This is a genomic window from Micromonospora sp. NPDC049089, assembly GCF_040648775.1.
GTDB lineage: Bacteria > Actinomycetota > Actinomycetes > Mycobacteriales > Micromonosporaceae > Micromonospora.
This window is the reverse complement of the sequence record NZ_JBEZEH010000188.1, coordinates 1-14,307: the sequence shown is the minus strand read 5'-3', so window position 1 is coordinate 14,307 and position 14,307 is coordinate 1. Positions and strand designations below refer to the sequence as shown.

Below are 14,307 nucleotides of genomic sequence, written 5' to 3'. Positions count from 1 at the left end.
GCGCCCACCCCCCACCCCCCCGCCCCGCCCCCCTCCCGTGGTCCCCCCCCGGCCGGCGCCAACCCCCCCCCCCGACCGGGCCGGGTCAGCTCCGCCCGGTCAGCTCCGCCGGGTCAGCTCCGCCCGGTCAGCTCCGCCCGGTCGCCGGGCCCGGTCAGCTCTGCCAGAAGCGGATCAGCTCCAGGCCGGTGGCGTAGAGCCACGACGGCAGACCGAGCAGGTCACCGACAGCGAAGACCGCGTCGAAGAACCAGCCGCCGATGCGCGGGTTCCACAGCAGCGCGAAGAGCAGGATGAAGCCGTACGGCGCGAACAGGTCGTACATCTTGCGCCACTGCGGGGTGAGCCACGGCTGGATCATGTTGCCGCCGTCCAGGCCGGGCACCGGCAGCAGGTTCAGCACACTGGCGGTGAGCTGGAGGAAGGCGAGCAGCGCCACCCCGGCCCAGAACTCCACCGGACCATCCGACCGGGTGCCGACCTGCACCGCCGCCACCAACAGCAGCGTGAACAGCACGTTCGTCGCCGGGCCGGCGAGGCTGACCAGGGTGTGCCGCAGTCGACCCGGGATGGCGTGCCGGTCCACCCAGACCGCGCCACCCGGCAGGCCGATGCCGCCGAGCAGCACCACCACCACCGGCAGCACGATCGACAGCAACGGGTGGGTGTACTTGAACGGGTTGAGCGTCAGGTAGCCGCGATGGGCGATGTCCCGGTCGCCGGCCCGGTAGGCCACCACCGCGTGGGCGTACTCGTGCAGGCAGAGCGACACCAGCCAGCCGGACACCACGAAGAGGAACACGTTGAACCGGACGCTGCCGTACCCGTTCCAGGTCAGCACCCCGCTGACCGCGAAGAGCGCGACCAGACCGAGGAAGACCGGGCTGGGACGGAACGCCGCCTTGGGCACGCCGAGGACCAGCCCGTCACCGCCCGGGCGGTCGTAGGCCATCACTCGGCCGTGGGCAGCAGGCTCATCCGGTAGTCCACCCGGTCGTCCTCCACGAGCGCGACCGAGGTGACGCCGGACGCCGCGAGCTCCCGCCAGGTCTGACCGATCCAGGATTCGGCGTCGGCCTGGCTGCCGAACGACTCCGCCGGTCCCTCGACCGTCTGGCCGTCCGTGCCCTCGTACCGCCAGCTCCACGCCATGCCGCGTCTCCCCTCGCCGCTGAAGTCCCCGTGGGACGAACCCTCGCCAGCGTAGTCGGCCCGGCGCGCAACGGCCGCTCGCTCGCCCCGGCAGGGGCCGACGGGGTGGATCAATCCGATCGACGCCGGCCGGTACGGTGGCTCGGTGCTGACACGGGGAGTGCTGCTCGGCGGCCGGTACCGGCTGGGCGAGCGGGTGGCGACGGGTGGGATGGGAGCGGTCTGGCGTGGCACCGACGTCCTGCTGGAACGCGAGGTCGCCGTGAAGGTGCTGCTGCCGTCGCTGGTCGCCGATCCGGAGTTCACCGCCCGGTTCCGGGCCGAGGCGCGGATGCTGGCCGCGCTGCGGCACCCCGGCGTGGTGCCGGTGCACGACGTCGGGCAGGCAGTGCTCGACGACGGCAGCCAGGTCGACTACCTGGTGATGGAGTACGTCGAGGGCGAGCCGTTGTCCGCCCGGGTGCGCGCGGTGGGGCGGCTGGATCCGGCCACCACCATGTCGGTGCTGGCCCAGGCCGCCGACGCGCTGCACACCGCACACCTCGCCGGCATCGTGCACCGGGACGTGAAGCCGGGCAACCTGCTGGTCAAGGGCGACGGCACCGTGGTGCTCGTCGACTTCGGCATCGCCCGGTCCCGCGACATGGCCGGGCTCACCGCCGCGAACATGGTGCTCGGCACCGCCTCGTACATGTCTCCGGAGCAGGCCACCGGGCAGCCGGTCTCGGCCGCCACCGACATCTACGCGCTCGGCGCGGTGGCGTACTTCTGCCTTTCCGGGCAGCCGCCCTTCCACGGTGACAACCCGCTTGCGGTGGCGCTGCGGCACGCCCAGGAGGACCCGGCGGCGCTGCCGGCGGACACCCCACCGGCGGTTGCCGCGGTGGTGGCCCGCGCGCTGGCCAAGCGCCCGGAGGACCGGTTCGGCAGCGCCGCTGAGTTGGCCGCTGCCGCCGCCGATGCCCGCGACGCGACAGTGGCGAGCATTCCGGTCTCCGCCCGCCCACCGTGGGCGCTGGCCGCTCCCACCCCGGGCGTCGCGGCCCCCGCCGTCCCGACTTCCGTACCGCCGGCCGGCCCGACCCCCCTTCCGCCGGCCGGCCTGGCTTCCGCACCGTCGGTCGCGGCGACGCCGCCCGCCGGGTCGGTGTCGGCAGGGCCCGCCGCTCCACGCCCACCGGCGAGCGTCGCGGTCGAAGCGACGACCGAGCCGAAGCCGACCCGGGAGGACGCGCTCGGGAGCGGGCCGCCGGGCCGACGCCGTCCGCTGCTGGTCGGGGCAGGTGCGGCCGTTCTCGTCGCGCTCGTCGTCGCGGTGGCCGTGGTGGCGCTCCGGCCCGAAGCGAAGTCGGGTTCGGCGGACCAGCCACCCGCGCTGGCCGGTGAGTCGGCGGCGGTCTCCGACGCACCGCTGCCGCCCGGGGACGCGACCACCACCGGGCCCGGGCCCAGCGCAACGCCGGGGGTCGGTCGCACCGCGACGGCCAACCCGACCGGGTCTCCCGCCGAGGCGACGACCAGCGGCGACCCCACCAGCGCCGCAGTGCCGGGCGGTACGCCGACCGGTACGACCAGCAGCCGACCGACGCCCAGCCGCACCCCGTCCAGCCGGCCCAACCCGTACACGGCCGCCCAGGCGTGCGGCAGCGGCTACCAGGTGATCGACTCGGCGACGCTGACCGGCGGGGACGGGCAGCGCAAGGGCCGGGTCTTCCTGCTGTACCACTCGGGCACAGGGACCAACTGCGTGGTCACCCTCAAGGACACCGCGGTCGGCGCGAAGTCCGCAGCGTCGGCGTACCTGGAGGTGCAGGGTCGGGCCCGCAGCACTGACAGCGGGTCCTTCGACTACTACGCCGGGCCGGTGCGGGCCACCGCCGCCGGGACGTGCGTCAAGTGGGGCGGCACCACCGGCGGCGTCAGTTACGGCAGCGGGTTCGAACACTGCGACTGACCGCCGCGCCGGCAGTGCAGCGGGCCGGGGTCGCGCGCCGCCTTCGGGTGGGGGAACTGGGCGCTTCCCCGCAATGGAGGCGGAACGGACTTTCGATCTTCGGCAGGGTCGGGGCGACGTGCCCGGGCCCGAAGGATGAGAACTAAGGTACGGGCATGTCCGTAGACGGGTGGAACACGGTCCTGGTGCTCGGCGGTATCCGGTCCGGCAAGTCCGAGTTCGCCGAGTCCCTGGTCAGCGACGCGCCGGTGGTCCGCTACGTCGCCACCGCGCCCGAGGGCGACCCGGAGGACACCGAGTGGGCGACCCGGCTGGCGGCGCACCGCGCCCGACGGCCGGGCAGCTGGACCACCGAGGAGACCACCGAGGACCCGCGCCGGCTGGCCGACGTGCTCGAGTCCGCCGAGCCCAACGAGTTGTTGCTCGTCGACGACCTGGGCGGCTGGGTGACGGTGCTGCTCGACCCGGACCACCAGCCCGCCGACGACGTGGCGACCATCGCCGAGCTGGCCGAGGCGATCCGCGGGTGTGCCGCCCGGGTGGTGCTGGTGAGCCCCGAGGTGGGGCTGTCGCTGGTGCCGACCACCCCGCTGGGCCGGGCGTTCACCGACGCCTTGGGCGCGGCCAACCGTGCGGTGGCGGACGCCTGCGACGCGGTCGTCCTGGTCGTCGCCGGTCAGCCGGTCTGGCTCAAGTCGCCCGCCACCGCCACCGCCACCGAACCGTCTGCTCCCGCCACGGTGACCGCGTCGCCGACCGCAGCCGCGGCACCGGTCGTGGCGAGCCTGGCCGACACCGAGCCCACCCCCGAGGTGCAGCTCCCCGACGTGCTGACCCCCACGCCGCCGGCCGCCCCGACCGCGGAACCGGGCAACCCCTGGGCCGCGCCGACAATGGCGCTGCCGATGGTGTCCACCGGGCTGGTCATCCAGCCCGGCATGGAGCTGCCCATGCCCGACGAGTACGCCGGCCCACAGGCGGTCGACCGACTGGCCACGCTGGACGTACCGGGCGCCGGGCTGGGCGTGTTGGACCGGGTGGTGGGCTTCGCCGCCGCCACCCAGGGCACCTCGACCCCCGCCGCCTGGGGCTCAGCGCGGGTGCTGCTGCTGCACGGCGACCACGCCGGCGGGGCGGCGGCCGGCACCGTCGCCGGTGAGTCGGCACGCCGCGCCGCACAGGCCCGCGCCGGTCAGGGCGCGTTGGCACGGCTGGCCGCCGAGAGCGGCGCGAGTCTCCAGGTGGTGGACACCCCGGCCTCCGCGCCGATCGAAGACCAGCAGGCCCTCGCGCCGGAGCAGGTGGAGTCCGCGCTGCGTTACGGCTGGCGGTTGGCCGAGCAGGCCGCCGACGCCGGCGTACAACTACTGGTGCTCGCCGCGTGCGGCGCCGGCACCGAGGCGGCGGCCGCGGCGGTGCTCGCGGCGACCGCGGGCGCGGAACCGCCCGCCGTGCTGGGTCGGGTGATCACCGACTCCGGCGAGATCGACGACGCGGCGTGGATGATCCGCTGCGCGGCGGTGCGCGACGCGCTGCACCGCACCCGACGCTCGTCTCGCGGCGCGAAGGACATCCTGGCCGAGTTGGGCGGCGGCGACGTGGCGGTGGCCACCGGCGTACTGCTCGGCGCCACCGCCCGCCGGGTGCCGGTGCTGCTCGACGGTCCGGTCGGGTTGGCCGCCGCCATGGTGAGCCGTGACCTGGCCGGGCAGGCCCGGCACTGGTGCCTGCTGGCCGACCACGGCGGGCACCCGGCCGTGCGGCTCGCCGCCGACGTGCTGGGCCTCACCCCGCTGCTCGACCTGCGGATGGATCTCGGCGAGGGCGCCAACGCGCTGGTCGCGCTGCCGCTGCTGCGCTCGGTGCTGGCGTTGTCCGCCGCGCTGCCGGTGCACCCGTCGCTGGGCGGCACCGACGACACCGACCCGCCCGCCGACGAGCCGGAGTCCACCGACCCGAGCTACGCGGACCCGGATCTCACCGAGCCCGACTCGACCGAGCCCGACTTCGCCGAGCCGGTGCCGGCCGGGCCGGGCCCGGCCAGCACCGGGGTGGACGAGCAGCCGGCGTCGGGCTGGCGTGCCGGCTGAGCCACGGCTGCTCGCGGGAGCCCGGCTGGCGGTCACCACGTTCACCACGCTGCCGGTGCGGGCCGGGCGCATCGACCGACCCGTCGCCGGCACGGCGATGGCCCTCGCCCCGGTGGTCGGCGCGCTACTCGGCGCCCTGCTGGCCGGTGTGCTGCTGCTGGCCGGGGCGCTCGCACCGCCGCTGGTGGCGGCCGGCGTCACCGTCGGCGTCGCCGCGCTGCTCACCCGAGGGCTGCACCTGGACGGGCTGGCCGACACAGTTGACGCGCTCGGCTCCTACCGGCGGGGAGCGGCGGCCCTGGAGATCATGAAGAAGCCGGACGTCGGCCCGTTCGGAGTGGTCGCCCTGGTGGTCGTACTCCTGGTGCAGGCGGCGGCGCTCGCCGACCTCGCCGGTCGGTCCTGGCCGGCGTGCCTCGCGGCGGTGGTCGCGGCGACCGCGGCCGGGCGGCTCGGTGTCACGGTGGCCTGCCGGCGGGGCGTGCCGGCGGCCCGGCCCGACGGGCTGGGCGCTCTGGTCGCCGGCACGGTCGGCCCGGTGGCGGTGGCCGCCGGCGCGGTCGCCGTCGTGCTGCTGGCGGTGCCCGCGGTGCCGGGCCGTCCGTGGCAGGGGCCGCTGGCCGTCGTCGCCGCGACCGCCGTCGCGCTACCGCTGCTCAACCACGTGGTACGCCGCCTCGGCGGGATCACCGGCGACGTCCTCGGCGCGACCGTCGAGGTGGTCACCACGCTGGTCTACCTGGGTCTGGTGCTGTCCGGCTGAACCGGGCCCGGCGGGCCGGGTAGCGTTCGGCTCGACAACACCGGCGCGGCCACCGGGGGAACCCACAATGCTCATCACGGACGACTTCCTGCCCGTTCCGGTGCCGGAGTCGCTCAGCGCGACCTACCTGGTGCCGATGGCGGGGCTACCGAAGGTCAGTGCGAAGACCGCGGTGGCGGCCCTGACCGGCCGACTGGCCGAGCCGGTGCACGGGCTGGCCCGGCAGATGCTCGACAGCCCGCTGATGAGCGTCGACACCCGGCCGATCGCCGAGTTCCCCGAACTGCCACCGGACCTGCTCACCGCGTTCGGTGCCACCAAGGAGCAACTGGACCGGCTGGCGGCGGCGACGCACCTGGTGGTCGTACAGGCCGAGTACCGGCCCGGTTGGCCACCCGCGCACGAGTGGGCCGCGCGGGCGGTCGCGGCAGCCGTGGCGGAATCCGTCGACTGCGACGTGGTGGACGTCTTCGGCCTCCAGTTCCTCGACCCGGCGACCGCGCTGCGCTCCCTCCCCGACGAGCAGGGCCGGATCCGACTTGTCGACTGGGTGCTGGTGCCGTACTCGTCGGACACCGAGGGCCTGTGGTTCACCACCAAGGGGCTGCGCCGCTTCGGTCTGCTGGAGTTGCAGACCCAGGGGGTTCCCGACCACCTCACCCGGGCCTGGGGTGCGGTGATGACCGGGGCGGCCCGCCGACTGCTGCGGGACTGGACCGACGGGCTCACCGGCGAGGAGGTGCCGGCGTTCGTGCAGCTCCCGGTGCTGGCCACGGTCACCGGGCACGACATCGCTGTGGCGTACGGCAACCCGGAGCAGCACGGCGCCACCGCCCCGGTGCTGCTGCGCCTCGAACTGGACCCGGCGACCGACCCGGAGGCCGACTCGTTCCTCAGCCTGCGCCCGCCGGCCGGGCACCCCGGTCCGGACGGGCGCTACTACGCCGCCGCCTGCGCGACCCTGTTCTCCGGCATCCAGCCGGACGTGCGCTACGCCCGCTCCGGTGACGCGATGAGCCGTGCGGTCGCCACCGCCCGGGCCGCGCTGGATGACGCTCGGGCCCGGTTCGTCGCAGGGCAACTCCCCACCGAGTCACAACTGGTGGTGAAGTACGGCCTGCCCGGAGACGACGGCCCGGAGTACGTCTGGGCGGGCGTCACCTCGTGGGAGAACCCGGAACGCATCGTCGGCGTGAGCGCCAGCGACGCCAACACCGACCAGAGCGTCCGCATCGGCGGCCCCGTGGTCGTGGAGACGTCCGACGTGGTCGACTGGGCCGTCCTGGACGCCACAGGCGTCATCGAAGGCGGCTGGACCCAGGCAGTCCTGGACTCCGGCGAACCCCCAACCCCCAAAACCCCCTAACCCCACCCAGCCCCAGCCCCAGCCCCAGCCACGTTGATCATGAAGTTATTGTCATGGCTGCCGGCGTGTCGTGACAATAACTTCATGATCAACAACATCTGGGGCCCGGGGCGAGGCGATCCGGGTTACTTCACTGAGGGGTTTACGAAGGGGGGTTTGGTCAGGGTCAGGGGGGCTCGGCGGCCTCGGATGTCGATCTCGACCTCGTCGCCGTCGGTCAGGTTGGCGTCGGTGTCCAGCAGGGCCAGCGCGATGCCCTGCTTCCTCGTCGGGCTGAAGGTGCCGCTGGTCACGGTGCCGACCTGGGTGTCGCCCACGTGCAGGGTCATGCCGGGCCGCGGGATCGCCCGGTCGACGGCCACCAGGCCGCGCAGCGTACGCCGGGGGCCGGCGGCCTTCTCGGCGAGCAGCGCGTCGCGGCCCCAGAAGGCCGGCTTGTCCCAGCCGACCGCCCAGCCGGAGCGGGCCTGCACCGGGCTGATGTCCAGGGAGAGGTCCTGCCCGTGCAGCGGGTACCCCATCTCGGTCCGCAGCGTGTCCCGGGCGGCCAGCCCGCAGGCACGCAGCTCGAACGCCGCGCCGGCGGCGAAGAGCGCATCCCAGACGGTGACCGCGTGCTCCGCCGGCACCACCAGCTCGTAGCCCAGCTCACCCGTGTAGCCGGTACGGCAGACGGTCAGCTCCACCCCGGCGAGGCTCGCGGCGGAGAAGCTCATGTAGCCGTGTTCGGTGGGCAGGTCCAGGGCGGCCAGCAACTCGGCCGAGCGCGGGCCCTGCACGGCCAGCACCGCGTACGCCTCGTGCTCGTCGGTGACTGTCACCTGTGCGGGAGCGGCGGCGCGCAACCGGCGCACCACCTCGGCGGTGTTCGCCGCGTTCGGAATGAGGAAGACGTGGTCGTCGGCATAGAGGTAGGCGATGATGTCGTCCACCACACCGCCGGTGGCGTCGTCGCAGCAGAGCGTGTACTGCGCCCGGCCCGGGCCGATCCGGCCCAGGTCGTTGCTGAGGCAGGAGTTGACGAAGTCGGCCGCGCCGGGGCCGCTCACCCGGGCCTTGCCCAGGTGTGACACGTCGAAGACCCCGACCGCCGTACGCACAGCGGTGTGCTCCTTGAGCACCCCGCCGCCGGCGTACTCCAGGGGCATTTCCCAGCCCCCGAAGGGGGCGAACTTGGCTCCGGCGGCGGTGTGCCGCTCGTGCAGCGGGGAACGGCGCAGCCGGGTCGCGGCAGCGTCGGAGGTCACGTCGGTCATGGGTGGCAACTTACCGGGGGCAACGTCGCTGGTTAGCATCGGCGGGAGCCCGCTGGCGCTGTCGGCGGGACAGCCATGACGTCCGGCGGGTAGGTTCCGCCGGAGACCTTCACCGCTGGTACGCGACGCCGCGACCGGCCCGGCCCGCCCGGAGTAGCTTCAGTGACTTCACCCCGCACCACCAACCTGAGCCTGGTCGACACCGACCCGGCGGAGCTCGCCGTCGACGCGATCGTGATCGGCGTGCACAGCCAGACCGGAGAGCAGGGCGCCACCAGCGGCCTCGCCGGCACCCTGCTGCTCGCCAGCGGCGCCGAGAGCATCGCTGCCGCGTTCGACGGCAAGCTGACCGAGACCCTCGCGCTGCTCGGCGCGACCGGCGGGCCGGGTGAGGTGATCAAGCTGGCCACGCTGGGCACCGTGACCGCCCCGCTGGTCACCGCGGTCGGGCTCGGCCCGGAGCCGTCGGGTGCCGCCCCGGCCCCGGAGACGCTGCGCCGGGCCGCGGGTGCGGCGATCCGGGCCCTGGCGGGCGCACCCACTGTCGCGCTGGCGCTGCCGCTGCCGGACGACGCGGACGCGTCGGCCGAGCTGCGCGCGGTCGCCGAGGGCGCGCTGCTGGGTGGGTACCGGTTCCCCGGCTACAAGACCCGGCCCCAGCCGACCCGGCGCGAGCCGGTGGCCGAGGTGCTCATCGCGGTGCCGGACGCCGCCGACGCGAGCGCCCAGGCGGAGGTCGTCCGGGCGCAGGCGGTGGCGGGCGCGGTCCGGCTCAGCCGGGACTGGGTGAACACCGCGCCGAACGAGCTGCGTCCGCCGTCGTTCGCCGACGCGGTCGCCAGCGCGGCGCGCGAGGCGGGCCTCGGCGTCGAGGTGCTCGACGAGGCGGCGCTGGCCGCTGGCGGGTACGGCGGCATCGTCGCGGTCGGGCAGGGCTCGGAGGCCCCGCCGCGGCTGGTGAAGCTGACCTACACCCCGCAGGGCGGCGGCAACGGCAAGCGGGTCGCGCTGGTCGGTAAGGGCATCACCTTCGACACCGGCGGCATCTCGATCAAGCCGGCGCAGGGCATGTGGGAGATGAAGTCCGACATGGCGGGCGCCGCCGCGGTGGGCGCGGCCATGCTGGCGATCGCCGCGCTGAAGCCGACGGTGGCGGTCAGCGCGTACCTGCCGATGGCGGAGAACATGCCGTCGGGCACCAGCTACCGGCCGGGTGACGTGATCACCATGTTCAACGGCAAGCGGGTCGAGGTGCTCAACACCGACGCCGAGGGCCGGATGATCCTGGGCGACGCCATGGCCCGTGCCTGCGCGGACGGCACCGACTACCTGTTCGAGACCTCCACCCTGACCGGCGGCCAGGTCATCTCGCTGGGCAAGCGGATGGCCGGCGTGATGGGCACCCCGCAGCTGTGCGACCGGGTGAAGGTGGCCGGCGACGCCGTCGGCGAGCCGGCCTGGCCGATGCCGCTGCCCGACGACGTCCGTAAGGGCATGGAGTCGGATGTGGCGGACATCTCGCAGGTCAACGCCGGGATGGACCGGGCGGGTCACATGCTGCAGGGCGGCGTGTTCCTGCGCGAGTTCGTGACCGACGACGTGGCGTGGGCGCACATCGACATCGCCGGGCCGGGCTACCACTCGGGCGAGCCGTTCGGCTACTGGACCAAGGGCGGCACCGGAGTTCCGGTCCGCACGCTGGTGCAGCTCGTCGAGGATGTCGCCGCCAACGGCTGACGGAACGGAAAGCGAGGGGCCCCCGGTCGACGCCGGGGGCCCTTTCGCTACCGCTCGGGGCGACGTTTGCGGCGTTCGTTGAAGTCACGCATCCGCTGCGGGTAGCCCATCAGCCGGACGTCGTAGACCGGGATGCCCATCCGGTACGCGAAGCGCCGGGCTCCGTCCGGGCCGTCGATGCGCCGACGGGTCCACTCCCCGTCGTCGGCGATCAGGATGACGGTGGTCTCGGTCACCGTCGTACGCGGTTCGATGTACGCCTCGACGCCGCGCCGACTCCGGATGAAGTTCTCCAAATGGTCCAGATCCCCACGACTGGCAGCACGGTCATGGCTCGGCACAGCCGCCTGTTTGCGGCGCCGGAACAAGCCCACCGGTTCTCTCCCCCACCGAGCGTCATCGACAACGGTGCCAAGGGTACGTGTCGATGACGTGTCGTTGGGCACCTCGGTACGCACCCTGTGCCCAGTGGTGACAAGATGACCGAGGTGGGGTGTGTCCGTGTTACACCTCTGTGACCCCCGATGCAGCGACGCGACCTGGGAGTTGGACGTGAGCGAGCCGAACGAAGCGACCTTCGACATTGTCATTCTCGGAGGTGGCAGCGGCGGCTACGCGACCGCGCTGCGCGCCGTCCAGCTGGGCCTGAAGGTCGCGCTGGTCGAGAAGGGCAAACTCGGCGGCACCTGCCTGCACAACGGCTGCATCCCGACGAAGGCTCTGCTGCACGCCGCCGAGATCGCCGACCAGGCCCGTGAGTCGGAGCAGTTCGGGGTCAAGGCCGAGCTGATCGGCATCGACATGGCCGGGGTCAACTCGTACAAGGACGGCGTGATCGCCCGCCTCTACAAGGGCCTGCAGGGCATGTTGAAGGGCAACAAGGGCATCACGATCGTCGAGGGTGCCGGCAAGCTGGTCGGCAAGAACGTGGTCGAGGTGGACGGCAAGCGCTACACCGGCCGCAACATCGTCCTGGCCTCCGGCTCGTACGCGAAGAGCCTGCCCGGCCTGGAGGTCGACGGCGAGCGGATCATCACCAGCGACCACGCCCTCACGATGGACCGGGTGCCGTCGTCGGTGATCGTGCTCGGTGGCGGTGTGATCGGCGTCGAGTTCGCCAGCGTGTGGAAGTCCTTCGGCGTGGACGTGACGATCGTCGAGGCGCTGCCCCGGCTGGTCGCCGCCGAGGACGAGGAGTCGTCCAAGGCGCTGGAGCGGGCGTTCCGCAAGCGGAAGATCAACTTCAAGGTCGGCAAGCCGTTCGAGAAGGTCGAGAAGACCGAGGGCGGCGTCAAGCTGACCATCCAGGGCGGCGAGACCGTCGAGGCGGAGCTGCTGCTGGTCGCCGTGGGTCGCGGCCCGAACACCGCCAACCTCGGGTACGAGGAGCAGGGCGTCACGATGGACCGCGGCTTCGTGCTGACCGACGAGCGGCTGCGCACCAGCGTGCCGAACGTCTACGCGGTCGGCGACATCGTGCCCGGCCTCCAGCTCGCGCACCGCGGCTTCCAGCAGGGCATCTTCGTCGCCGAGGAGATCGCCGGCCAGAACCCCGCCGTGATCGACGAGGTCGGCATCCCGCGCGTCACGTACTGCGACCCGGAGCTGGCGTCGGTGGGCCTCACCGAGGCAAAGGCCAAGGAGCAGTACGGCGCTGACAAGGTCAAGACGTACAACTACAACCTGGGTGGCAACGGAAAGAGCCAGATCCTCAAGACGACCGGCTTCGTGAAGCTGGTCCGGGTCGAGGACGGCCCGGTCGTCGGCGTACACATGATCGGCGCCCGGGTGGGTGAGCTGATCGGCGAGGCGCAGCTCATCTACAACTGGGAGGCGTACCCGGCGGAGGTCGCCCAGCTCGTGCACGCCCACCCGACCCAGAACGAGGCCCTGGGCGAGGCGCACCTGGCCCTCGCCGGCAAGCCGCTGCACGCGCACGCCTGATCATCCAAAACCGCGGCGTCCGGCGACGGGCGAAGATCCCACCAGGGGAATGAAGGAGTCTCAGAACATGCCGGTATCGGTCACCATGCCCCGGCTCGGCGAGAGCGTCACCGAGGGCACCGTCACTCGCTGGCTCAAGCAGGAGGGCGACACGGTCGAGGTCGACGAGCCCCTGCTTGAGGTCTCCACCGACAAGGTCGACACCGAGATCCCGTCACCCGCTGCCGGCGTGCTGAGCCGGATCGTGGTCGGCGAGGACGAGACCGCCGAGGTCGGCAGCGAGCTGGCCGTCATCGCCGGTGAGGGCGAGTCGACCGGCGGCGGCGAGGCAGCCCCGCAGGAGCAGGCTCCGGCCGAGTCGGTCGAGCCGGCCGCCGAGCCGACGGCCGCCGCCGAGGGCACCGCCGACGAGGTGGCCCAGGACGAGGCCCCGGCCGAGGCTCCGGCTCCGGCCGCCGCCTCCTCGGGCGAGGGCACCGCGGTGAAGATGCCCGCCCTGGGCGAGAGCGTCACCGAGGGTACGGTCACCCGCTGGCTCAAGCAGGTCGGCGAGACCATCGAGGTCGACGAGCCGCTGCTGGAGGTCTCCACCGACAAGGTGGACACCGAGATCCCGTCGCCGGTAGCCGGCACGGTGCTGGAGATCAAGGTCGCCGAGGACGAGACCGCAGCGGTCGGCGCCGACCTGGCGATCATCGGCGCTGCCGGCGGGGCCCCCGCCCAGGCGCAGCCCGAGCCGAAGCCCGAGCCGAAGGCGGAGGCCAAGCCGGCGCCGAAGGCCGAGCCAAAGCCGGAGCCGAAGGTCGAGGAGCCGACGCAGGGCGCCTCGTACAGCGAGCCCGCCGCGGAGACCGAGAGCTCGGCGCAGCCGGCGAAGACCGAGCAGGCCGCGCAGCCGGCCGCGTCGACCTCGGCGCCGGCCCGTCCGTCCGCTCCGGCGCCGGGCGCCGGCGAGGAGGCCGCCGGGTACGTGACCCCGCTGGTGCGCAAGCTGGCCAGTGAGCACGGCGTCGACCTGGCCGCGCTCAACGGCACCGGCGTGGGTGGTCGGATCCGCAAGCAGGACGTGCTGGAGGCGGCCGAGAAGGCGAAGGCCGCCAAGGCCGCGCCAGCCCAGGCTGCTCAGCCGAGTGCCGCGCCGTCGGCCGCTGCGGCGAAGCCAGCCGTCAAGCCGGAGCCCAGCGCGAAGCGGGGCACCACGGAGAAGCTGCCGCGGATCCGGGCGACCATCGCCAAGCGGATGCAGCAGTCGCTGCACGAGACGGCGCAGCTGACCACTGTCGTCGAGGTCGACGTCACCAAGGTCGCCAAGCTGCGGACGAAGGCCAAGGACTCGTTCCTGGCCAAGCACGGCGTGAAGCTGTCCTTCCTGCCGTTCTTCGCCCTCGCCGCCATCGAGGCGCTGCAGACCCACCCGATCATCCAGGCCAGCATGGACCTGGAGGGCGGCACGATCACCTACCCGGCGGCCGAGCACCTCGGCATCGCTGTGGACACCGAGCGCGGTCTGCTCGTGCCGGTCATCCACAACGCCGGTGACCTCAACATGGGCGGCATCGCCAAGCGGATCGCCGACCTGGCCGAGCGCACCCGGGCCAACAAGATCACCCCGGACGAGATGGCCGGGGCGACCTTCACGCTGACCAACACCGGCAGCCGTGGCGCCCTCTTCGACACCCCGATCGTGCCATCGCCGCAGTCGGCGATGCTCGGCACGGGTGCCGTGGTGAAGCGTCCGGTCGTGGTCAACGACCCGGAGCTGGGCGAGGTCATCGCGGTCCGGTCGATGGTCTACCTGGCCATGTCGTACGACCACCGGCTGATCGACGGCGCCGACGCGGCCCGCTTCCTGACCGCGGTCAAGGAGCGGCTGGAGGGCGGCAACTTCGAGTCGGAGCTGGGCCTGGCCTGATCCGCTGAACGACGAGAGGGCGCCCCCGGGATCGTCCCGGGCGCCCGTCCCGCGCGGGTGGGCACCACTTTAGCAGGGCGGGGGAGAACGGCCAGAGCCCCGCGGCGGCCACCGGGTCCCGCGCGTAGTGGGG

General features: G+C 73.3%; 10 protein-coding genes and 1 pseudogene. 7 read left to right on the top strand and 4 right to left on the bottom strand.

Going from position 1 to position 14,307, the window contains the following annotated elements; translation table 11 throughout:
* Window positions 1–154 precede the first annotated feature (154 nt).
* Together AB0B48_RS26270 and AB0B48_RS26265 are read right to left on the bottom strand one after the other, a co-directional pair.
* Window positions 155–952, bottom strand: coding sequence for a site-2 protease family protein (locus AB0B48_RS26270; protein WP_357206177.1), 798 nt, complete (start codon window positions 950–952; stop codon window positions 155–157).
* Entirely contained in the window at window positions 952–1,152 is a 201-nt protein-coding gene (locus AB0B48_RS26265) for a hypothetical protein (RefSeq protein ID WP_007463228.1), read from the bottom strand. The genes AB0B48_RS26270 and AB0B48_RS26265 overlap by 1 nt, the downstream gene beginning before the upstream one ends.
* A 145-nt stretch (window positions 1,153–1,297) precedes the next feature.
* Between AB0B48_RS26265 and AB0B48_RS26260 the strand changes: the two are divergent.
* The 4 genes and pseudogenes from AB0B48_RS26260 to AB0B48_RS26245 form a co-directional block, all read left to right on the top strand.
* A pseudogene (locus tag AB0B48_RS26260) lies at window positions 1,298–2,752 on the top strand (protein kinase); the annotation flags it as partial.
* A gap of 509 nt (window positions 2,753–3,261) precedes the next feature.
* Window positions 3,262–5,196: a bifunctional adenosylcobinamide kinase/adenosylcobinamide-phosphate guanylyltransferase gene (locus AB0B48_RS26255; RefSeq protein ID WP_357206175.1), complete on the top strand. Its 1,935-nt coding sequence runs from the start codon at window positions 3,262–3,264 to the stop codon at window positions 5,194–5,196.
* Entirely contained in the window at window positions 5,186–5,959 is a 774-nt protein-coding gene (locus AB0B48_RS26250; protein WP_357206173.1) for an adenosylcobinamide-GDP ribazoletransferase, read from the top strand. Before AB0B48_RS26255 ends, AB0B48_RS26250 begins: the two co-directional genes overlap by 11 nt.
* 67 nt (window positions 5,960–6,026) lie before the next feature.
* Window positions 6,027–7,325 carry a DUF2314 domain-containing protein gene (locus tag AB0B48_RS26245; protein ID WP_357206171.1) on the top strand — a complete coding sequence of 433 codons (1,299 nt, stop codon included), beginning with the start codon at window positions 6,027–6,029 and terminating at the stop codon, window positions 7,323–7,325.
* 125 nt (window positions 7,326–7,450) lie between these two features.
* Here AB0B48_RS26245 and gcvT read toward each other — a convergent pair whose 3' ends face one another.
* Window positions 7,451–8,581 carry a glycine cleavage system aminomethyltransferase GcvT gene (gene gcvT / locus AB0B48_RS26240; RefSeq protein ID WP_357206169.1) on the bottom strand — a complete coding sequence of 377 codons (1,131 nt, stop codon included), beginning with the start codon at window positions 8,579–8,581 and terminating at the stop codon, window positions 7,451–7,453.
* A gap of 162 nt (window positions 8,582–8,743) precedes the next feature.
* On the opposite strand from gcvT, the gene AB0B48_RS26235 reads away from it, so the two are divergent.
* Window positions 8,744–10,318, top strand: coding sequence for a leucyl aminopeptidase (locus AB0B48_RS26235; RefSeq protein WP_357206167.1), 1,575 nt, complete (start codon window positions 8,744–8,746; stop codon window positions 10,316–10,318).
* A gap of 47 nt (window positions 10,319–10,365) precedes the next feature.
* Here the strand turns inward: AB0B48_RS26235 and AB0B48_RS26230 are convergent, their stop codons facing one another.
* Window positions 10,366–10,692 carry a hypothetical protein gene (locus tag AB0B48_RS26230; RefSeq protein ID WP_355007761.1) on the bottom strand — a complete coding sequence of 109 codons (327 nt, stop codon included), beginning with the start codon at window positions 10,690–10,692 and terminating at the stop codon, window positions 10,366–10,368.
* A 178-nt stretch (window positions 10,693–10,870) separates the two neighbouring features.
* Between AB0B48_RS26230 and lpdA the strand changes: the two genes are divergently transcribed.
* The gene (gene lpdA / locus AB0B48_RS26225) at window positions 10,871–12,262 is read left to right on the top strand and encodes a dihydrolipoyl dehydrogenase (protein WP_357206165.1); all 1,392 of its coding nucleotides are present in this window, start codon (window positions 10,871–10,873) and stop codon (window positions 12,260–12,262) included.
* Window positions 12,263–12,329: 67 nt separating this feature from the next.
* Entirely contained in the window at window positions 12,330–14,174 is a 1,845-nt protein-coding gene (gene sucB, locus AB0B48_RS26220; protein WP_357206163.1) for a 2-oxoglutarate dehydrogenase, E2 component, dihydrolipoamide succinyltransferase, read from the top strand.
* Window positions 14,175–14,307 lie beyond the last annotated feature (133 nt).